This is a genomic window from Micromonospora reichwaldensis (genome assembly GCF_031845925.1).
Classification (GTDB): Bacteria; Actinomycetota; Actinomycetes; order Mycobacteriales; family Micromonosporaceae; genus Micromonospora; species Micromonospora reichwaldensis.
In genome coordinates this window covers 42,724-61,969 of the sequence record NZ_JAVRFL010000034.1, presented here as the reverse complement: position 1 = coordinate 61,969, position 19,246 = coordinate 42,724, and the positions used below count along the sequence as shown (strand labels likewise).

The window sequence follows — 19,246 nt, the reverse complement described above, 5'->3', positions numbered from 1 at the left end:
ATCAACGTCGGAGTGCTGCTCGCCCCGCACCTACGGTACTACTTCGGAGAGGATGATCCGCGCCGTGACGTCATGCCGCACCACAGCGTCTGGCACCATCGCCTGGTGGCGAGCGACGGCTCCGCGGGCCGATCTGCCGCATGGTCAGGTTCGTGCGCCAATACGCCGCTACCAGCAACACCCCATCGGCAAGGTCGAGAGACCACTGCCGGCCCGGCCGACCGTCAGCGATCGCGTCACCGCCACGCTCAGCGACCAGCCGGACCAGCCTGCGGAACTGGGCGGGCTGCAGCCCGGTGAACGGAAAGATCCACTCCTGGCGAACCGCCGAGATCACCTGCACCCCGACAAGATCCACCATGGACCAGCCACCGAGTTACGAGACGCCCCTTAGCCGACGGGTGTCCGTGTCAGGACTCCTTCTGATCAGCGGAAGGGCGCTCGGCACTGCCGCGGCCGTTCTGGTTCAGGTACGAGCAATCACGATGGCTTCGTGTGGGCGATCGAACCAGTCGCGATCAAGACGGATACCGGTACGGAGCTCGATGGCAGCGAGCATTCCTGCCACCCACAGACCGGGAGTCCGCATGGCGTCGTAGAGATCAGCAAGCTCGGAGTCGAGCGCATCGGGTCTGGCTCCTGCGCATGGCCAGCCAGCTTCCATCGCGGTGATGAGCTCGCCCTGTGTGGCAAAGCTGAACCGTGTCATCGCCTCGACATCCCACCAGGCACTGTGAACCTTCGCGTCGATGCTGAGCGCCCGCAGCACCTCCGGGCGGGTGCCCTGGAAGCCGTTGTTCTCGAAGATGGTGACAGCAGGGCCTGCCTGATCGAGATGCAGGACCCATCCGTCGTTCGGGCCGATCTCGTAGGCTTCGGACAGGTCAAGCACTTCGAGATCGTCGGGGTCGCCACCAAGGCGGGACGCGACGTCCTCGAGGGTCAGGGCAGCGCCGAGCGGCTGTGCCACCGTCCAGCACATCGCCACCGGCAGTCCAGTGGTCTCGAGGTCTCTGTAGTAGGCAAGAAGGTCGGAAAGCATGCGGCCATTGTCGATCGCTTCCGACGGGCGCGGCCTCCTCCCAACCTCCCGTAGCGTCCGAGGTCACTTCAGCGGACTGGCGCCGCGAATCAATCGAGCGGATTGCGGCAGGTCCGGAATGTCGCCTTGATTCATTGACTGATCACCGATGGGAGGATTGGCGGTGTGATCGAACTGCCTGCGGGATCTTGGTGGGACTGGGACGTGCTGCACTTCGACGGCTCCCAGCTTCGGTTGGCCGCGGGATATGACCTGACCTACCACCACAGCCTGGAGATGGTCTTCACCGACGTCGCATACCTGGCCTGCCCGACCCAGTTCCAGGATCCTCGGTTCCGGGAACCTAACCTCGACGAGCGCGCACTGGTGCGTCGGCACGTCGGTGACGAACCACCAGTGATCGTTGCCTTTGACGTCGACGCACCGGCCGGGGCTGATCTTCTTACCTGCCTCGTCGCAGCAGGATCGGTTGAGGTGGTACCCGGCCTGGTCTACCGCTACTGGCGCGACAACCTCGCTGCTGGAGAACGACTGGCTCCGTACGTACGGCCGCCGGAGCCATCGTAGGTCCTCACCTCGCGGAACTGCAGACTGTTACTGACAGCGACGCCCAGCCCGGTGGAGAGTGCGCACGATCGGCGGCAGAAGCGTGCACGCGGCCCCGCTTTATCGGCGGCCTCACGGCGGCGGTGTCAGCGACCTCGGTGATCTCGAATCCGTCCGGCGCTGGGGTGCTCGGCAAGGCGATTGCCCGGTGTCGACTGCTGCGGCTCGCAGGGCGCCATCATCGCGGCAGAAGAGGTGACATGCATCGGCCAGCTGCGGTCCGTGGGTTGAGCCGAGATGCAGATTCATCCGGCGATCTGCTTGCGAGCGGCGAGCGTTGCGGCGAGCAGCATCTCGTCCGCGCGCATCTCGGCGTCGAAGTCGCCGATGTTCAACCCGGCCCGACGCCGTGAGGCAATGAACCGATCCAGCCGGTCGAGTATCGGCCGCGCATGTGACCCCATCGCGGCGAACACCCGCAACGCCTCGGGCCCGCACAGGTCGTCGGACAGATACGTCGGCAGGACCTCCAGCAGTTCAGCGGCTGCCGCCGGACCTTCGTGGAGCCACACTGCGCCGGCCGATTCCACCTGCTCGAATCCGGGAACCTTGAACAGACTCCGCAGCTGCCTGTGCTGACGGACGGTGAGCCCGCCGTGCTCGGCGAGCCAGGTCAGCAGCTCCGGTGCGAAGCGGCCACGGCGAAGCTCTTCCGGGCGTCCGGCGAGATAGCGTTCGGCCACGGCCCGGTCCAACGTGACTTTGAGCAGGGCGGAGGCCGCGCCTTGCGTCGGGTAATCCCGCAGCACCGGGACTGCGGCTGCGGCTGCTGGGCCGATCTGTCCCAGGACGTAGAACGCCCAGTCCGGGGTGTCATTCTCGGCCCCCTCGAGCCTGGCGATGAGTTCTGGCACCGCGGGAGCCGCAGCCGGGCCGAACGCGGCCAACACTCGCATCGGTAGGTCCGGCGAGCAGGAATCCGGAAGCGTTGCCAAAATCTGTCGAGCGGCGGCCACCGGCGCATCCGGATCAGCGCCAGCCCGGGCAACCGCCCTGAAGGCCCTAGCCAGGCGGGGCTCGTCGCTGTCGGCGAGCATCAGCCGTACCAGATGCGGCACTGCTCGGTGGTCGCCGATACTGCCCAAGCCGATGGCGGCCACCGTGCCGAGGTCAGGGTCGTCCAGCACCACCGCGAGATCGTCGGCGGCCAGCCGGGACGCGGTCATCGACGCCGCCACCGCGTGTAGGGCCGCCGACCGCACCTCAGAAGGCTCTTCCTTCAGGAGGGTGATCAGCATCGGCGTTACCCGGCCGGGCGCGGCGCGCCACTCACGCATCGCCGCGACCGCCATCCGTACGCCTTCGCGCCTAACCTCCGGGCGCTCGGCCGGGTTCGTGAGCCGTTGCGTCCAGGCGCAGCAGTCCTCCTCCCGGTCGAGACGGGTCAGCGCCCCTGCCCAGTGCTGACCCGCCGTCTCCGGCAGACGGGAACCTGGCGCGTCCAGAACACCGGCGCACGTTTCGAGATCGGCACGAATCGCGGCGTCCAGCACCGGCCAGGCCGCCGAGTCGTCTTTGCTGAACACTGCGATGTTGGCCAGCAGCCGGACGGCCGGAACGGGATCCGCCCGCAGGCGTTCCAGGATGGCCTCATGCCCCAGGACCTTGTGCCAGGGCATGGCCTCGACGAGGGCGATCCGGACGACCGGATCGGTCGAGGCGGTCAACGCCGCCATGGCGCGACCAGGTTCGGCGGTGTTCACCAGTAGCCTCGCCGCGGTACGCCGCACCGGTGGATCCACGTCGCTCAGCGCTAGCTCGGCGGCGTCTGCAACCAGGGGCCAGTCGGAGTTCTGGAAGCACAACTCGTCCAGCAATTCGAAGATCGTCCGGCGCGCCGCAGCGCGCCGGTCGGTCGTGAAGATCAGCAGGCGACGGGTCATCAGCCCGTCCCAGTCGGCCCGGACGAAGCGGAAGATTGATTCCCGCGCATCGCTGCCGGGACTCAGGACGTCGCCCGAGGCGATGCCTACTTCTAGCCATTCCCAGTTCGTCGGCGATGCCGCCGGTGCCGAACTGTTCACTCTGCGAGGCGCGGGGCGCCCTTTCCGTACGTCATGGTCTGATTTTTGCTCAGGAAAGTTCCAGCGCGCAACGCGATCAGGTATCCACTTCTCGGCTACTTGTTTCATTGACCTGCGACCGTGGCCCGACCAGGCTTCGGTCGAGGCGCCCGGGCTGTCGCTCACTTTTCGGCTGCCCACGCTGGTCGTGTGGCTCTCATTTGGCCTGCGCGGCCCGGGCGCCGCCCCAGGGCGGGGAGAGGCTCAAGAGCGCCTCTGTGTGTCAACCCGTGCCGGTGGCGAGTTTGAGGTGATCTTTGGTGAGGTGCCGGTAAAGGACGTTGGTGAGGCGTCGTTTGAGCGCGCGTCGGGCTTCGGCGGGCGTTTTTCCTTCGCTGAGTTTGCGTTGGTAGTAGGCGCGGCCAGGGCCTGCGTCGCGGGCTTGAACGAGCGCGATGGTGTGCAGGGCGGTGTTGAGTTGCCGGTTGCCGGTGGGGTTGAGCCGGTGGCGGCGGCGTTCGCCGCTGGTGGCCTCGAGTGGCGAGGTGCCGGCGTAGCTGGCGAAGTGATCGGCGGTCGGGAAGCGGGTGACGTCACCGACGTGGCCGAGGATCTTCCCGGCGATAATGTGCCCGACGCCGCGGATTTCGGTGATGGTGGAGTGCGTCTCGCTCAGGACCTGCCGGATCTGGGCCTGGTTGGTGTGCAGGCGCCGGTCCAATTGGCGTAGGTCCGCGATCAGTTCACGAGCCAGGTCGCGGCGGCAGCTGTCGGTGGCGGTGAGCGGCCGGGTGTTGCGCAGCAGCGCGGCGGCCTTGTCCGCGGTGAGGTCCAGTGCCGCGCCACCGGGGATCAGATCACGCAGCAGCACGTGAAGCCGGTTGAGCAGCCGGACGCGTTCGCGGGCCAGGTCGTCGCGGCGTTCGGAGAGCAACCGCAGCCGGGTGTGATGGTCCTCGGCGACGACTTTGCGCAACCGCTGGTGCCGCATGGCGGCGTGAGCGACGCTGGCGGCGTCCGCCGCGTCGGTCTTGCGGGTGCCGCCGGTGTCCAGCAGTCGAGCTCGAGCGGCCAGGGTGGCTGGGACGTCGACGACGTGCTCGCCGGCGGCGGCCAGCAGTTGCGCGATACCTCGCCCTAGCCCAGCGGCGCCTTCGACAGCGAAGCGGCGTTGCGGCCAGCGGGCGGCCCAGTCGGTCAGCGTCTTGTATGCGGCGGCGTTGACGGTGATCCGCCTTGTCGCCAGCAGGTGACCGGCCTCGTCGAGGGCGACAGCGGTCAAGGAGGACTTGTGCGGGTCGATGCCGATCGTGATCACGGAGAGCCGGGTTCCTTCCGCCAGTGCGAACGAGGATCGCCGTGGCGGGCAGCCTGACTTGGGGAATCGCTGAGCACGCCTCTGTTGAGCCACGCCACGGCCGGGCGCCGGCCAGCGGCGGCACGCTCTTGAAGAGCCAGCCCGAGGGCGGCAAGGGGTTTGCGAGCCAGTGCCGACCGACGCCCTGACGCTACGGGCTGCAGACCCGGGCATCTGAATCCAGTAGACAAGTCAGGGGTTTGCTCGGCTCGAAGTAGCGTTGCCCTCCCGGCTCGACAACCCAGGTGGATCGAGCATCGGAGGACGCGGTGGGTAGCACGTCAGATCGTGTGGTCATCGGGATGGACCCGCACAAGCGCTCGGCCACGATCGAGGTCATGGCCGGCGACGAGACCATCGTCGGCGGCGGCCGGTTCGACACCGACCGCGACGGCTACACGGCGATGAGGAAGTACGCCAGCCGATGGCCGAACCGGGTCTGGGCGATCGAGGGTTGCCAGGGCATCGGCCGGCACATCGCCAACCGGCTACTGGCCGACGGCGAGCAGGTCGTCGACGTCCCGCCGAAGCTGTCCGCCAGGGCGCGGGTGTTCGCCACCGGGCAGGGCCGCAAGACCGATGCCACCGACGCCCACTCCATCGCGCTGGTCGGCACCCGCATGGCCGGGCTGCGTCCAGTGGTCAACGATGAGCAGCTCGCCTTGCTGCGGATCTTGGTCGACCGTCGCCGGTCTTTGGGTGAGGACCACACCCGGATGGTGTCCCAGCTGTACCAACTGCTCCTCGAACTCATCCCGGGTGGGGCGAAGAAGAGCCTGTCCGCCGCACAAGCCAAAGCACTGCTGGCCACGGTCCGGCCCCGTGATGCGGTCGGCAAGGCCCGCCGGCGGGTTGCTGCGGAGCTGATCGCCGACCTCGAACGGATCTACCGACGCTCCAAGGAAGCCGACAAGGAGCTGAAGGAACTGGTCGCCTCCACCGGCACCACGTTGATGGACCTGCATGGCATCGGACCGTCCGGCGCCGCCCGGCTGCTGGTCGAAGTCAGCGACATCACCCGATTCCCGAACCGGGCCCACTTCGCCTCCTGGAACGGCACCGCCCGTATCGACGCCTCCTCCGGCGATCAGGTACGCCACCGGCTCTCCCGCGCCGGCAACCGGCAGATCAACCGGGTCCTGCACATCATGGCCACCGTCCAGCTTCGCAACCCCACCGAAGGCCGCGCCTACTTCGACCGCAAGAAGGCTGCCGGCAAGACATCGATGGAAGCGATGCGCGCCCTGAAACGACGCCTGTCCGACATCGTCTACCGATGCATGACCGACGACGCCACAGCCGCTACGGCGGCGGGCCCGGGAGGACAACGGGGAACGGCAACTGGCTCCAACGTGACCGGCTCTAATCCCCCAGCCGGCTCTTCGGAGAAGTCACTTCCCGGACCCGCCGAGACCCAGGATAGAACCCTCCTTCCGGCGGTGTCTTGACACAGAGGGGAGCCAGATCCGCGCATTGGCGTACAGCACACCAGCAGTCTTGACCCTTACGCACCGTTACTTGGCTCTCGGCGAGGCCTCCCGTGGTGGGTCCCTTTATGGCCGCCCCGGTGGAGCCCATCTCAGCCGTCATAGCCATGACGACGAATCGGTTGTGGGTCCTGAGCAAGGCGCGCACCGAGAAGTCCACCGTGGCGGAGTGGGCTCATGGTAGGCGCGTTCCTCTCCGGGCGGTGACGGCGTTGGCAGCGGCCGGGGTTGGAGCTAGGTCGTCGGCGTGCACCGTTCGGAAAAGCGGCGGAAACGCGCGCGCGGCTGCGACAAGCGGCTGGTCGATGCTGGCGGTCGCACGGCTGGCGGAGGCTTCGGCGGTGGCGCGCGCCGCTGAGGCGCGGCGTACACCGCTGGCAACTTGGGCGGCCAGCGCCGGTGCGACGGTGGCGCCGTCGGGGGTGCCGTTGATGTCGACGGCTTCGGTGATGCGGAACGCGGCGGAGACGATGCGCTGGCCGGCGGCCTGCACGATGCCCTCTGGGCTCTGGCCGGTCTGCTCGGCGGCGCGCTGTGCCCACAGCGCGACGTAGGCGAAGGTGTACGTCGAGGTGTCCAGCCCGTAGCGTTCGGCGACCAGGAACGCGACACTCTCCGCCTCGACCTCCCGCTCGCCCCGGCAGCCGCGGGTGGTGTCCCCACCGAAATCGCTCGGCGTGTGCAGGTCCACGTGACCAAGCTCGTGGATCATCGTCTTGACTGCCTGGGCGTCGTCCACGTCATCGCGGACCTTGATCAACCGGTTGGTGTAGTCGGTGAACCCGTTGGCGCCTCGGCAGTCGCCGCGCTCAACGGTGTATCCCCGTTCCTCGGCGAGCATGACCAACTGGTCGTACAACCCTGCGGGCGCCTGGCCCTCGAGGAGTTGGGGCATAACGTCAGCGAATGCAGGTCCGCCGGGCACATCGATGTCCGGACCTTCGGTCTGGCTGATGTCGAAGACGGCCACAGGCTTGAACGTGTGCAGGACTCGCGCCGACTGGGCGGCCTGCTCCGCCGCCGGCTGCTGAGGGTCCTGCTTCGTGGGCTCGCTGCGGTCCTCGGAGCTTTTCTGTGGATCGTCCGTCACGCGCTTCGTGACCGGGGCCAGGATGGCGATGCCCTTCTCACCCTTGCGCACGTGCCGACCAAATTCGGTCTTCCACCGCTTGTAGCCGGCCACCCACGTTGCGTCTGGGCGCTGCGCCATAATCAGCAGGACGTTGTTGAAGGAGTAGCCGTGGAACTTGGCGGCGAACTGAAGCCACCGGCGCCACTGATCGCTGTCCGTGATCTTGCCGACCTCCGCGACGACGCGCTCGTGGAGGTCGGCGAGCTTGGCCCGTCGTTCGGCGGCCCATTGTTCTCGCTGTTTGTCGCTTGGCGAAGTCCCTCGTCGGGTAGCCATGTCAGCGTCCCGCCGATCCGTCGTGGTGCAGGCCCATCCGGGTGGCAAGCTGGTTGATGAGCCTCTGCTGGGCGTCGAGCTGGCGCTGTTGCGCTTCGCAGGTCGCGGTGAGGTCGTCGATCTGGTCCTGCAGCGCGGTGATGGTGGCGTCTCGGTCGAGTTGCGGCTGAATACTCATCGCGGTCCCTTCAGTGGTGGTGCGTAGCGGGGCGGCGAGCCTGGGCTGGGAACTCATCAGCGGCTTCGCCGGGGCGATGCCGGTTGAGGAACGGAAGCCGCCGGACTCACGGTGGGGGCGGCGGTGTGGCTGGCCGGGAATGGCCGGAACGCGGCGGCCCCTGTGGAAGGGACCGGGAAAGATGGGAGCGTGGGTTCTTCGGGCGGGGCCTTGAGGACTCCGTCGATGACGTCGACGAGCCAGTCCACGGCGGGTCGTCCGTCGATCTGCGTCCTGCTGATCTGCTGCTCGCCGATTTTCTTGGCCAGGGCGGCGTAGATCGCTTGGCTGGTGGAGTGGCGGGCGTCCTGCCGCCCCTGCCTTTGGCCGTGGTTCCAGCCGGCGACGACGCCTGCGGCGATGGGACTCAGGTCGGGGTAGTCGGTGCGGGCGGCCAGGTGGGCGCTCTCGCGGGCACGGCCGAGGGTGTTCTGAGGGCTGGTCCGGCCGATGACGGTGGCGGCTTCTGCCACCGCCCACAGGAGGTTGCGGGCGTCGGGGTCGTCGATTCCGGTGCGAGTGAGTCGGGACATGGCGTCAAAGGCAGCGTTCTGGAAACCTTCCACGGCTCGCCGGTGGCCGGCTTCCGCGCCGCTCCGGTAGCCGGGCTTCCATGCGGCGTCGACGACGGCGCGTTCGGCGGCCGGTGACGTGGGCATCCGTCCGGTCAGTGCTTGGCTGATGGGTGCGGCCAGCTGATCCACGGACATCCCGGGCATGCGGGACTGCAGGTGGAACAGCATCGTCCAGGCTCTGATCTGGTCCATCGGGTCTCCAGTCACAGGAGGTAGGGGTCAGAAGCGGATGCCCGCGTCAGCCATGACGGCTGCCGGATCCTGGGCCGTCTGGTTGTTGATCGGCGGCGCGTTCCGGTGGATCTGGTAGTGCAGGTGTGGGCCGCTGGAGTGGCCGGTGGAACCGACGCGGCCGATCTCTTGGCCGACGGTGACGGCCTGCCCAGGGGCGACGCTCAGGGACACCAGGTGGCAGTAGGTGGTGCCCATCCCGCCGGCGTGCTGGATCTCGACGGTCAGCCCGCAGCCAGGCAGGTCGGGGTTGCCGGGGCGGTCGCAGTAGGCGCTGGTGCAATCGGCGGAGGTGACGGTGCCGGCGGCGGCTGCCAGGACCGGTGTGCCGGTGGGGGCGATCAGGTCGATCCCGCGGTGAGCGCGGTTCCCCCGGGGGGCGCCCCATCCGTCACCGACGCTGTAGCTGCCCTCGGGCAGGGGCACTCGCCACTCGCCGGTCGCGCCCCCACTGCAGCTGATGCCGAGCTGGCCGCGGACAAGCTGCACCAGGCGCTGGGCCTCGCTCTGCCACTTCGCGTACGCGTCCGGGTACCTGGAGACCTGCACCGCCTGCGCGGCCTCGGCCAGGGACATGTGCTCCCAGCCGTTGACCGTGACCAGAGCGTCGTAGAACTTCCCGGCGGCGTAGTCGGGGGTCATGCGCTGCACGACAGTGCCCCATCCGGGCCGCTGCTGGAACAGGCCCACGGAGTCGTGGTCGCGGCCGACGCCCTCGTGGGGATTGTCCAGGGACTCCGGCACCGTCGAGTTGGCAAGGTTCCGCAGTGTCGACTCCTGCATCGCCGTCGCTACGGCAACCGTCCACCCCTTCGACGGCACGTTCTTCTCGGCGCCGACCCGGACGATGGTGGCGGCGTGGCCGACCTGCGCCGGGTTCCAGGAGGCGTCCGCCGCGCTTCCGGCAGGGTTAGCTGATGGTGACGGCGGGACGACGGTGCACTGGTAGGGGGATGACGCCACCACCGCCACACCGCCGACCATGACCAGCGTGAGCGGTACGAGGAACGCGACGGCCAGGGCGGCGGCGCCCCACTTCCACGCCGTGCTGCCGTTCATTGCCGCACCGGCTGGACGTCGTAGTGCGCCACCCTCCATCCGGGCTGGCCGCTGTCTCGGGCGCGCAGGGTGCAGAACACGACGCTGTGCTCGGTCCAGCCGCGCCATCCGTCGTCGCCGACTGGTGTCGCGGTGAGTCGTATGGCCCGGTGTGCCTCGATGGTGCTGTCGTGTTGCGGGTGCATATGCGGCTGTGGACGCACGTGGACGTCGACGCGTACGCGGTGCGCGACCCACGTCTCCCATCGGCCATCGCGGTCAGCGGCAGCGCTCTGACCCGCCAGTGCCCCGGTGGCGTAGGCCGATGCGCGGGCGAAGGCGTCGCCCGGCCCGGCGTCCCGTGTGGTGTCGACCCGGTACAGGGCGGTGACGAACGCCTGGCAAACGTGCGCCGGATCGGCGTACTCGGCCTTCGAGTCACGTGGCGGCACCACGGGAGGCGCGACCGAGGGCGCGGCGGCGGTCGGCTGAGCGGCACTGTCCTGTCGGCTGGGGGCGGCGGGGCGGGTCGCACAACCAGCCACGGCTGCCACCAGCATCGCAGCGCCGAGCGCGCCGGCGGTCGGCGGCGTGATCTTCATCGAGAACATGGCGTGACGATGCCGCCCGGGTAGCGCCGTTACCGCTGCCATCGCAGGTCACGAGAGGTGGTAACGCTGCCGGCTACATCAGCGGCAACGGTCCCGTCAGCGCCACACGGCCAAGGTCATCGGCAGTCGCACCACCCGGTGCGACACCCCGACGAAGGCCTAGGAGACACCCGTGCTCGCTACCTTGCTCGCGTTCGCGGCCGACAACACCCAGGGAGCGGTCGACGTCCTGGCCGCGGCACCCTCTCCGACCGGCGCACCCAAGCCGGTCGACGTACCCAATCCGGCCCCGGTCGCACCCGAGGGCCTGCAGGCCTTCGGCGACATGTTCTTGGGCTGGATGAAGTGGGTCCTCATGATCGGCGGGGTCGCTGGCCTGTTCGCCTCCGGGATCATGATGACCGTCGGTCGGCGCAACCGGTCCTCGCTGGCCGCCGACGGCGCGGCCGGCATCCCGTGGGTCCTCGGTGGTCTCACCCTCGGCGCGATGGGCGCCCTGGTTGTCGGCGCGGTCCTGCGGTAATGACCTACGACGTCATTGACCGGGCCCGGCGTCGGACCCGGCGCTGGGTCACCGCCGTCACCCTCGCGGCCGCGACGGCGACTGCGCTCGGCGTCGCGGCCGTCGCCGGCCTGCGCGACGAACCCAACGCGGCTGCCCAGCAGGCGGGCGTCACCGCCGCCGCTCCTGTCCCCGACCCCGCTGCCCGCGCCGTGGCATTGCCCGCCGACCTCCGATGGACGCCGGTTGCCGGAATCTCCCTGCCCGTGTCCGGGCAGGCCGGTCCGCTCGACACCGGCGGCGGTGCAGCACGCCGCTTCAGCCACGACGAGGCTGGTGCGCTTCTCGCCGCGGTGCACATCACGGTGCGCTGCGCCCCGCAGCTCGGACCGGGCGTGTTCGACCAGACCCTACAGACGCAGGTCGTCGGCGCGGACGCCCCGGCGATGCGGTCGAAGGTCGGGCAGGACTACGACCACCTACGCGCCAACGCCAACGTCCCGTACGGGCAGCCGGTCGGCCGCCTGGAGGCGGTACTGCGCGGATACCAGCTGACCAGCTACAGCCCACAAGCGGCGTTGGTGCAGCTCCTCACCGAGGCCCGTGACGCGCAGGGCAACCCCCTGCTGGTCGCCACCACCGTGCAGGTGCGGTGGACCGGCACGGACTGGGCGCTCCTGGCCCCGGCCGGCGGTGACTTCAGCGCGGCGGTGTCGCGAGCGGGCAGCCCGGACGGCTTCCATCCCTTCATCCCTGGACGGTGATCATGTGCAATCCGTTCATGCCCGTGAGCTGCACGGGCGTCTTCGGTGCAAAGAGCAGCGTCAGCGAGAAGATCGGCGGCTCGGTCACCGACATGTTCCTCGGCGGGCTCGCGGGCTCGATGAACGACGCCATCAAGTGGGTCATCACCGTCATGGCGTCCTGGATCTTGGTGCCCTCCACGGATCTGTGCGCTGGCGACCCGAACGCGGCGGGCTGGCTCGCTGACTGCAACGCCGCCGGTGGGCCCGCTCAGCAGTTACGGGGCTTCCTCCTGCCGATCACGGTCCTGGTCATGGTCGGTGGCCTGATCTGGCAGGGCATCACCATGGTCATCACCCGCAAGGGCGAGCCGATGCTGCAAGCCGTACGCGGGGTGTGGACCAGCGCGCTGTGGGGCGCCATCGGCATCGGTGGAACCCACCTGGCACTCAAGGCCTCGGACTCGTACTCCCTGTGGATCCTGAACAAAGCGATCATCAACGGCTCCAACCGGCCACCCCTCGACGCGCTCAGCGCGGCACTGGGTTCCATGCTCCTACCAACTGCCGGCGTGACACCCCTGGTGACGATCTTCATCGGCGGCCTGGTCTTCTTCCTCTCCGCTGTCCAGGCCGTACTGATGATCTTCCGCGAGGGCTCGGTGGTGATCCTCGCCGGCACTCTGCAGCTGGCGGCCACCGGCTCGATCATGCGCGGCACCAGCCAGTGGCTGTCGAAGGTCACCGGCTGGGGAATCGCACTGATCGCGTTCAAGCCCGTCGCCATGACCGTGTATGCGACGGGCTACATCCTCACCGGCGGCAACGGGCGCAGCTTTCTCATGGGCCTCACGGTGCTGGTGCTCTCCGTGGTCGCGCTCCCGACGATGATGAAGTTCTTCAGCTGGACGACCGGCGCGATCGCCTCCGGCGGGGGCAGCGCCGGGATGGCCGCCGCCGGCGCTGCAGCGGGTTTGCACGCCGCGTCGTCGCTGCGCAGCGCCGGCGGGTCCAGCGCCGGCGAGCACGCCCGCTACCTCGACACGAGCCTGGGCGGTACGTCCAGCGGCAGACCGACCGGTGCCGTCCCCGTCACGCCGACGGCAATGCCCCGTGCTGGGGCGTCAAGCTCCGCCGGCGCCGCTCCCGTCAGCGGCGCCGCAGGTCGCACTGCCGCCGCAGGGCGCGCCGCCGGAGGTGGAGCGACAGCTGCCTCAGGAGTCGACGCAGCCGCGACAGGGCCGACCGCTCTCGTCGTCACGGGCGTCGCCACGGTCGCCGAAGCCGCTGGCAGCGCCGCCAAATCCGCTACCAACGCGGCCGCCTCCACTACCCAGGACAACAGGTGACCACCATGACCACTGACCAGCAGATCCGCACCTACGGTGGCTGGCGGCGCAGCCGCGGGATGGGTTTGCTCGGCCTCGGCCCGGCGCAGACCCTCAGCGTGTTCGTGGCGATCACCTCGCTGCTGATCGCCGCGTCGATCAGCATGACCGCATTGGCGTGGGTGGCCGCTCCCGCCGTCGCCACCATCGCCCTGTTACTACTGCGCTGGGACGGCGTACCGCTGGCCACCGGCATCATCCGGCGCGTCCGGTGGCTGATCGGCACCGCCCGCGGCTACACCTCCTATCGGTCCGGGGTGATGGCCTTCGGCGAGAGCGCCTGGCAGCTGCCCGGTGTCCTCGCTCCGACCACCGTGCTCATGGTCGCCGACGAGGCCGGCGGCAACTACGGCGTCGTCTACAACCGACGGCTGGGCAGCATGACGGTGACGTTGCGCTGCGCCGCCACCTCCACCTGGCTCGCCGACCCGGACGCCACCGCGTCGTGGGTCGCGAACTGGGGAGGCTGGCTTGCCAACCTCGGCTACCTACCCACGGTCCAGCACATCGCGGTGACCGTCGACACCGCACCCGACCCTGGCTCCCGGTTGTCCGACTACATCTCCGGCCGAATCGTGCCGCACGGTCCCGCCGCCGCGAGGCGGGTCCTGCAGCGCCTGGTGGAGGTGTCCCCCGCTGCCGCTGCCGACGTCGGAACCCGTGTCAGCATCACCTTCAGTCCGGCGGCGTCTCCGACAAAACCGAAGGGCGTCGAGGAGGCACTGGCGGAGATCAGCCGCTCCCTGACCGGGCTTGAGGACTCGTTGGGCACTTGCGGGCTGACGGTCCTCGGTCGGGCCACCGCCGACCAGGTCACCGCGATCGTGCGCACCGCCTACGATCCCGCCATCCGCGGTGACGTCGCTCGCCTGGGCGCGCGCGACGGCGATCTGACCCGGTGGTTGGACTGGGACTCCGCCGGCCCGGTCGCCGCCGAGGAACACGTCGACCGCTACGTCCACGACTCCGGCACATCGGTGACCTGGTCGATGCACGAGGCCCCGCGGCAGTCGGTCCACGCCGACGTCCTCGCGCGGCTGCTGGCGCCCGGCCCGTACCCGAAGCGGGTGAGCCTGATCTATCGGCCGCTGCCCGCTGGCGATGCGGCCCGTGTCGTGGAGGCGGAGGTCAACGCCGCGCAGTTCCGGCAGGCCTACCACCGGGCGCAGAAACGGGACGAGTCCGCCCGCGACCTCGCCGACCGGGAACGCGCCAACCAGACCGCCCGCGAGGAGGCGGTGGGCGCCGGGGTCGGGCTGATGTCGCTGTTCTGCACCGTCACCGTCCTCAACCCCGAGGACCTCGGCAAGGCCGTCGCCGACGTCGAGTCACGCGCCGACATCGCGAAGATCAGATTCCGTCGGATGTGGGCGAGCCAGGCGGCGGGTTTCGCCACCACGCTGCCGTGCGGTGTCTGTCCCCCGCAGCTCTCCCGCCACTGGCCCCGCTGACCACCGCCCCCACTGGAGGAAATCCCGATGGCACCGACCACCGCCGGTCTTGCCCCCGCTTGGGGAGTGCGCGCCCCGGGCGCTGGCCGCGCCAGCCACGTCGATCCCGGAATGGAATACCAGGGCACCACCGTGCAGATGGCCGGGCTGTACCCGTTCGTCGCCGGCTCAGGAGCACCGACCATCGGCACCCCGATCGGCCGACACATGCTGTGGGGCGAGGTCGTCTGCCTCGACCCCCTCGAATGGCTCCGCGCCGGCCTCATCACCAACCCCGGCATGTTCGTGCTCGGCCAGCCCGGCGTCGGCAAGAGCACCATCGTCAAGCGGCTGATCACCGGCATGACCGCCACCGGCACGCAGGCGCTCATCCTCGGCGACACCAAACCTGACTACACCCGCCTGGTCGAGCACCTCGGCGGGCAGGTCATTCGCATCGGCCGCGGTCTCGACCGCCTCAACCCCCTCGACTCCGGTCCCTTGGGTACGGCGATGAAGCGCATGGGCGCCGCGGAGACCCGGCAGCTGCGCCTGGAGATCCGCGGCCGCCGCATGTCGCTGCTGCTGGCTCTGTGCGCCCTCGTGCGGGGCAGGCAGATCGACAACCCGGAGGAGGTCGTCCTCGGGCGGGCGATCGACGTGCTCGCCGAACGGTCCGAAGCCGATCCGACCGTGCCTGACGTGCTTGCCCTCATCGAGGCCGGCAGTGACGAGCTGCGCACTGCGGCACGGGCCCGCAACGACGGGGAGTACCGCCGCCGCGTCGACGCGCTCGTGCCGACCCTCGCGCTGCTGTGCGAGGGCAGCCTCCGCGGCGTGTTCGACGGTCCCACCACCCGGCCCCTGGACCTGGACGCTCCGGCGGTCAGCGTCGACATCTCCCGTGTCGCCGCCGCCGGCGACCAGCTCGTGGCAGCCGCGATGCTGTGCGTGTGGGGCTACGGCTTCGGGATGGTGGATGCGGCCGCCGTGCTCGCCGAGCAGGCTCTCGCACCGCGCCGGCAGTACCTCGGGGTGATGGACGAGCTGTGGCGGGCCCTACGCGGCGCATCCGGGCTGGTCGAGCACGCCGACGCGCTGACCCGGCTGAACCGGCAGCGTGGCATGGCCTCGGTCATGGTCACTCACTCGCTGGCAGACCTCGATGCCCTGCCCAGCGAGGAGGACCGCGCCAAGGCGCAGGGCTTCATCGAACGGTCCGCCGTCAAGATCCTGGCCGGGTTGCCGCCCCGGGAGCTGGCCCGGGTCAACGAGGTCATCCGCCTGTCCGGGCCGGAGCGGGACCTGGTGTCGTCGTGGGCGGCGCCGGAGGCTTGGTTCGCCGGCAGCGTGCACCCGGGCCGCGGCAAGTATCTGGTCAAGACCGGTGAGCGGCCCGGCCTTCCGGTGGCGCTGTCGCTGGTCGGTGAGGAGTGGGAGCTCTACGACACCGACACCGCGATCCGGCAGGCGCAGCCGTGAGCACCCGGCCCGTCGAGCCGCGCGGCAACGCCGGTGGGCTACAGACCCCGTTCATGGTGCTCGGCCTGGCCTGGGGGGCCGTCGTCTTGGTATGGCTGTCTTGGCTCGCGGGGCGGATCGCCGCAACGGTTACCGGTAACGCGGCCGGGCCACGCTTCGGCGGCCCGTTCGTGCAGGCAGTGTTCGCTGCGGACTGGGCCACCGCGTTCCCCGGCGTGCCGCCGCCGCTGGTAGCGGTGATTTACACCGTCATCCTGGCGGTCACGGTGGCTGCGGTAACGGCAGGTTGGCTGTGGTGGCAGGGCCGCCGGCCGCCGGCGGGCGACCCGCTGCCGTCGCTGGCCTCCCCGTCGGAGGTGCGCCCGATGACGTTGCCGGAGGTCGCCCAGCGGGCGCGTCGGCTGCGACCCAGCCTCGCCCACGTGCCGGCGAAGGCGATCGAACCGGGCTCAGCGGGCCTGATGTTGGGCGGACACCGACGCCGTGGCAGCGGCGCGGCCCTGTATGCCTCCTGGGAGGACGTCCTGGTGGCGCTGATGGCGCCCCGGGCCGGCAAGACCACCGCGCTGGCGGTCCCGGCGGTGATCAACGCGCCAGGTCCGGTCATCGCTACCAGCAACAAGGCGGATCTGTGGGCAGTTACCGCCGCGCACCGCGCCGAGCACGGCAGGGTCTGGGTGTTCGACCCACAGGCCATCGCCCACGAACAGCAGAGCTGGTGGTGGAACCCGCTGGAAGCCATCGGCGGGATCGAGGACGCCCAACGACTGGCCGACCACTTCGTTCAACAGATCCGCAACGGCCGAGGCGGCGACGACTTCTGGGTCCTCGGCGCCTTGGACCTGCTGACCTCCCTGATCCTGGCGGCCGCGCTCGACGGGGGCACGCTCATATCAGTGCAACGGTGGCTTTCGGACTCCACTGCCCGGGAGCCCGGCGAGATCCTCCAGACCCACGGGTACGCGGCGTCCGCCCGTGCCTTGGCCGGCCGGCAGGCCGGCGCGCCGGAGACCCGCGAAGGCCTGTACGAGACGGCACGGACCGCAGCCGCGTGCTTGGCCAACCCACAGATCATGGCCTGGGTCACCCCGCCAAAGCATCGGGTGTTGCCGGTCCTCGACGTGCGGGCGTTCCCTGGCAGCGCAGACGCCATGTACCTGCTCAGCAAGGACGGCGCCGGTAACGCCGCCCCGCTCGTCGCAGGGCTGGCCGACCAACTGCTCCGTGAGGCGGTGCGCACCGCCGAGCTGCGCGGCGGCCGACTCGACCCGCCCCTGGTCGCGGTGCTGGACGAGGCCGCGAACATCTGCAAAATCCGCGACCTCCCTGACCTGTACTCGCACCTGGGCAGCCGGGGAGTGATCCCACTGACGATCCTGCAGTCCTACCGGCAGGGCGCCCGAGTCTGGGGCGACAAGGGCATGGACACCCTCTGGTCGGCGGCCACAGCGAAGCTCGTGGGCGCAGGCATCGACGACGCGAAATTCGCCGAGGACCTGTCCCGGCTCGTCGGCGACCATGACATCACCGTGGCCTCCCGCACCCGCGACGGTCGGGGCGGCACCTCCTGGCAGACGTCGGTACGGCGCCAGCGCATCCTCGACGCCGCCCAAATTCGCGCCATGCCCAAGGGCACCGCGCTACTGCTGGCCACCGGCATCCGGGCCGTCATGCTCGACTTGCGGCCCTGGTACACCGGGCCACTGGCCGCCGATCTCACCGCAGCGGCAACCGCCGCCGAGGCACGGATCACCGCCAACGCCAACCGGAACCACCACCCGATGACGCGTCCTGAGGAGGCGACGACATCGTGATGGCCTCCCCTGACCCAGTCCGAGCAGGAAACACCGGCCGGGAGCACGATCCCCGGCGACTCCTTGCCGCCAACGAAGCCGCGGTGGCCTGGTTCCGCGGCCAGCTCGCCGCCACCGAGGAGCCGCGCCGCTACCTGACCAGCCGCGCCCTGGGCATCCTGCTCGACAGGGAATGGCCCTGGCGGGTTGGCTACGCGCCACGGACCTGGTCTGCCTTGACCGATCACCTGAGGGGAATGGGTTTCGCTCCCGAGGACCTCGTAGTCGCGGGGCTGTCCAAGCCCACCCGCGACAACCCGGACCGGTTGATCGATGTGTTCCGGGATCGGATCGTCTTTCCTATCCGTGATCCCGACGGACACGTGGTGGCCTTTATCGGCCGTGCCAGCAACCGGTCCCTCGCCGCCGACCGGCAGCTGCCGAAGTACCTCAACACCCATGAGTCGCCCCTCTACCGCAAGGACAAGCTGCTCTTCGGCGTGGCCGAGCAGCAGGACCGCATCCGGGCCGGCTGGCGGCCCGTACTCGTCGAGGGCCCAGCGGACACGATCGCCATCTGGCTCTCGTACTCTCGCTCCGGCCTTCCCGGGGCGGTCGCGGTCGCACCGTGCGGCACGGCCTTCGGCGCAACCCAGGCCGCCATCCTCCGTTCGATGCCTGGAGGCCGCGACGCGATCGTGGTGGCCTTCGACGCCGACCCGGCCGGACGCAAGGCCGCCGACGCCGCGTTCGACCTGCTACGACAGCAGGGCGCGCAGGGCAGGCTGCTCGCCGCCGAGTTCGCGACCGGCGCCGACCCGGCCGACCTACTCATCCGGCCCAACGGTCGCGCCCAGCTGCGCGCCGCGCTGCGACACCAGACCCGGCCGCTGCTCTTCGCTGTCGTCGACCACCACCTCGACCGCCTGCTCAGCCGCAGCCCGCAGCTGCTCGACGACATCGGGGGCCGCTACGAGGCGGCGCGGATCCTCTCACCCCGAGTACTCGACGCGGCAGACCCTGGTGAGGCGTACCGGTTGGCGCAGCACATCGTCGAGATGACCCGGATCGCCGAGCGGTCCCACGAGGGTATCGGCACGGTGATGGCCTACGCCGCGGACGGTCTACTGCGCCGGATCGGTGATTTCCCCGCAGGACTCGACAGCGGTCCCGCCGACTCAAACGCTGGTCGCCCCCGCCCGAGCGCGATTCCACCGCTGCGATCCGTACCCACCGCTCCTCGGGCACCTGCCGAACCCTCTCAACCTGGGCCCGCCTATGCGAGTCAGCACGGCCCACGCCAGCAGCGCCGCCGAGCATGAATGAGGACGAG

At 69.6% G+C, this 19,246-nt stretch carries 17 protein-coding genes and 1 pseudogene; 9 read left to right on the top strand and 9 right to left on the bottom strand.

What is annotated here, in order from left to right; translation table 11 throughout:
- Nucleotides 1-124: 124 nt before the first annotated feature.
- Together RM555_RS24480 and RM555_RS24475 are read right to left on the bottom strand one after the other, a co-directional pair.
- Nucleotides 125-343: pseudogene (locus RM555_RS24480) on the bottom strand (IS5/IS1182 family transposase); the annotation flags it as partial.
- A gap of 123 nt (nucleotides 344-466) precedes the next feature.
- On the bottom strand, nucleotides 467-1,042 hold the full coding sequence (locus RM555_RS24475; protein ID WP_311413930.1) for a DUF6461 domain-containing protein: 576 nt from the start codon (nucleotides 1,040-1,042) through the stop codon (nucleotides 467-469).
- A gap of 165 nt (nucleotides 1,043-1,207) precedes the next feature.
- On the opposite strand from RM555_RS24475, the gene RM555_RS24470 reads away from it, so the two are divergent.
- Nucleotides 1,208-1,609, top strand: a complete 402-nt coding sequence (locus RM555_RS24470) for a hypothetical protein (protein ID WP_311413929.1) — start codon at nucleotides 1,208-1,210, stop codon at nucleotides 1,607-1,609.
- Nucleotides 1,610-1,893: 284 nt separating this feature from the next.
- On the opposite strand, the gene RM555_RS24465 is transcribed toward RM555_RS24470, so the two are convergent.
- Both RM555_RS24465 and RM555_RS24460 read right to left on the bottom strand, forming a co-directional pair.
- A complete protein-coding gene (locus RM555_RS24465) occupies nucleotides 1,894-3,672 on the bottom strand; it encodes a hypothetical protein (protein ID WP_311413928.1) in 1,779 nt (592 codons plus the stop codon).
- A 262-nt stretch (nucleotides 3,673-3,934) separates the two neighbouring features.
- The gene (locus RM555_RS24460; protein WP_311413927.1) at nucleotides 3,935-4,969 is read right to left on the bottom strand and encodes an IS110 family RNA-guided transposase; all 1,035 of its coding nucleotides are present in this window, start codon (nucleotides 4,967-4,969) and stop codon (nucleotides 3,935-3,937) included.
- 341 nt (nucleotides 4,970-5,310) lie between these two features.
- Between RM555_RS24460 and RM555_RS24455 the strand changes: the two genes are divergently transcribed.
- A complete protein-coding gene (locus RM555_RS24455; RefSeq protein ID WP_311413926.1) occupies nucleotides 5,311-6,456 on the top strand; it encodes an IS110 family RNA-guided transposase in 1,146 nt (381 codons plus the stop codon).
- 214 nt (nucleotides 6,457-6,670) lie between these two features.
- On the opposite strand, the gene RM555_RS24450 is transcribed toward RM555_RS24455, so the two are convergent.
- The 5 genes from RM555_RS24450 to RM555_RS24430 are packed head-to-tail and all read right to left on the bottom strand — an operon-like array spanning nucleotide 6,671 to nucleotide 10,575.
- Nucleotides 6,671-7,903 (bottom strand): ArdC family protein, encoded by a 1,233-nt coding sequence (locus RM555_RS24450; protein ID WP_311413925.1) that lies wholly within the window; start codon nucleotides 7,901-7,903, stop codon nucleotides 6,671-6,673.
- Nucleotide 7,904: 1 nt separating this feature from the next.
- Nucleotides 7,905-8,081: a hypothetical protein gene (locus RM555_RS24445; protein WP_311413924.1), complete on the bottom strand. Its 177-nt coding sequence runs from the start codon at nucleotides 8,079-8,081 to the stop codon at nucleotides 7,905-7,907.
- Nucleotides 8,082-8,137: 56 nt separating this feature from the next.
- A complete protein-coding gene (locus tag RM555_RS24440) occupies nucleotides 8,138-8,887 on the bottom strand; it encodes a hypothetical protein (protein ID WP_311413923.1) in 750 nt (249 codons plus the stop codon).
- A gap of 27 nt (nucleotides 8,888-8,914) precedes the next feature.
- Nucleotides 8,915-9,985, bottom strand: coding sequence for a M23 family metallopeptidase (locus RM555_RS24435; RefSeq protein WP_311413922.1), 1,071 nt, complete (start codon nucleotides 9,983-9,985; stop codon nucleotides 8,915-8,917).
- Nucleotides 9,982-10,575 (bottom strand): hypothetical protein, encoded by a 594-nt coding sequence (locus RM555_RS24430; protein ID WP_311413921.1) that lies wholly within the window; start codon nucleotides 10,573-10,575, stop codon nucleotides 9,982-9,984. The genes RM555_RS24435 and RM555_RS24430 overlap by 4 nt, the downstream gene beginning before the upstream one ends.
- A 172-nt stretch (nucleotides 10,576-10,747) precedes the next feature.
- On the opposite strand from RM555_RS24430, the gene RM555_RS24425 reads away from it, so the two are divergent.
- The 7 genes from RM555_RS24425 to RM555_RS24395 all read left to right on the top strand — a co-directional run bounded on the left by RM555_RS24425 (nucleotide 10,748) and on the right by RM555_RS24395 (nucleotide 19,235).
- Entirely contained in the window at nucleotides 10,748-11,098 is a 351-nt protein-coding gene (locus tag RM555_RS24425; protein ID WP_311413920.1) for a hypothetical protein, read from the top strand.
- Nucleotides 11,098-11,841 (top strand): hypothetical protein, encoded by a 744-nt coding sequence (locus RM555_RS24420; protein ID WP_311413919.1) that lies wholly within the window; start codon nucleotides 11,098-11,100, stop codon nucleotides 11,839-11,841. Before RM555_RS24425 ends, RM555_RS24420 begins: the two co-directional genes overlap by 1 nt.
- A complete protein-coding gene (locus tag RM555_RS24415; RefSeq protein ID WP_311413918.1) occupies nucleotides 11,838-13,169 on the top strand; it encodes a hypothetical protein in 1,332 nt (443 codons plus the stop codon). The genes RM555_RS24420 and RM555_RS24415 overlap by 4 nt, the downstream gene beginning before the upstream one ends.
- Nucleotides 13,170-13,174: 5 nt before the next feature.
- Nucleotides 13,175-14,659 carry an SCO6880 family protein gene (locus RM555_RS24410; RefSeq protein WP_311413917.1) on the top strand — a complete coding sequence of 495 codons (1,485 nt, stop codon included), beginning with the start codon at nucleotides 13,175-13,177 and terminating at the stop codon, nucleotides 14,657-14,659.
- 111 nt (nucleotides 14,660-14,770) lie between these two features.
- A complete protein-coding gene (locus tag RM555_RS24405) occupies nucleotides 14,771-16,120 on the top strand; it encodes a hypothetical protein (RefSeq protein WP_311413916.1) in 1,350 nt (449 codons plus the stop codon).
- The gene (locus tag RM555_RS24400; protein WP_311413915.1) at nucleotides 16,117-17,934 is read left to right on the top strand and encodes a type IV secretory system conjugative DNA transfer family protein; all 1,818 of its coding nucleotides are present in this window, start codon (nucleotides 16,117-16,119) and stop codon (nucleotides 17,932-17,934) included. Before RM555_RS24405 ends, RM555_RS24400 begins: the two co-directional genes overlap by 4 nt.
- Nucleotides 17,935-18,017: 83 nt before the next feature.
- Nucleotides 18,018-19,235: a toprim domain-containing protein gene (locus RM555_RS24395; protein WP_311413914.1), complete on the top strand. Its 1,218-nt coding sequence runs from the start codon at nucleotides 18,018-18,020 to the stop codon at nucleotides 19,233-19,235.
- Nucleotides 19,236-19,246 lie beyond the last annotated feature (11 nt).

Bases quoted from the DNA above. Each gene is read 5' to 3' on its own strand.
- RM555_RS24420 (WP_311413919.1), top strand. From the start codon at position 11,098: ATGACCTACGACGTCATTGACCGGGCCCGGCGTCGGACCCGGCGCTGG.
- RM555_RS24410 (WP_311413917.1), top strand. From the start codon at position 13,175: ATGACCACTGACCAGCAGATCCGCACCTACGGTGGCTGGCGGCGCAGC.
- RM555_RS24450 (WP_311413925.1), bottom strand. From the start codon at position 7,903: ATGGCTACCCGACGAGGGACTTCGCCAAGCGACAAACAGCGAGAACAA.
- RM555_RS24475 (WP_311413930.1), bottom strand. From the start codon at position 1,042: ATGCTTTCCGACCTTCTTGCCTACTACAGAGACCTCGAGACCACTGGA.
- RM555_RS24405 (WP_311413916.1), top strand. From the start codon at position 14,771: ATGGAATACCAGGGCACCACCGTGCAGATGGCCGGGCTGTACCCGTTC.
- RM555_RS24455 (WP_311413926.1), top strand. From the start codon at position 5,311: ATGGACCCGCACAAGCGCTCGGCCACGATCGAGGTCATGGCCGGCGAC.
- RM555_RS24435 (WP_311413922.1), bottom strand. From the start codon at position 9,985: ATGAACGGCAGCACGGCGTGGAAGTGGGGCGCCGCCGCCCTGGCCGTC.
- RM555_RS24440 (WP_311413923.1), bottom strand. From the start codon at position 8,887: ATGGACCAGATCAGAGCCTGGACGATGCTGTTCCACCTGCAGTCCCGC.
- RM555_RS24445 (WP_311413924.1), bottom strand. From the start codon at position 8,081: ATGAGTATTCAGCCGCAACTCGACCGAGACGCCACCATCACCGCGCTG.
- RM555_RS24430 (WP_311413921.1), bottom strand. From the start codon at position 10,575: ATGTTCTCGATGAAGATCACGCCGCCGACCGCCGGCGCGCTCGGCGCT.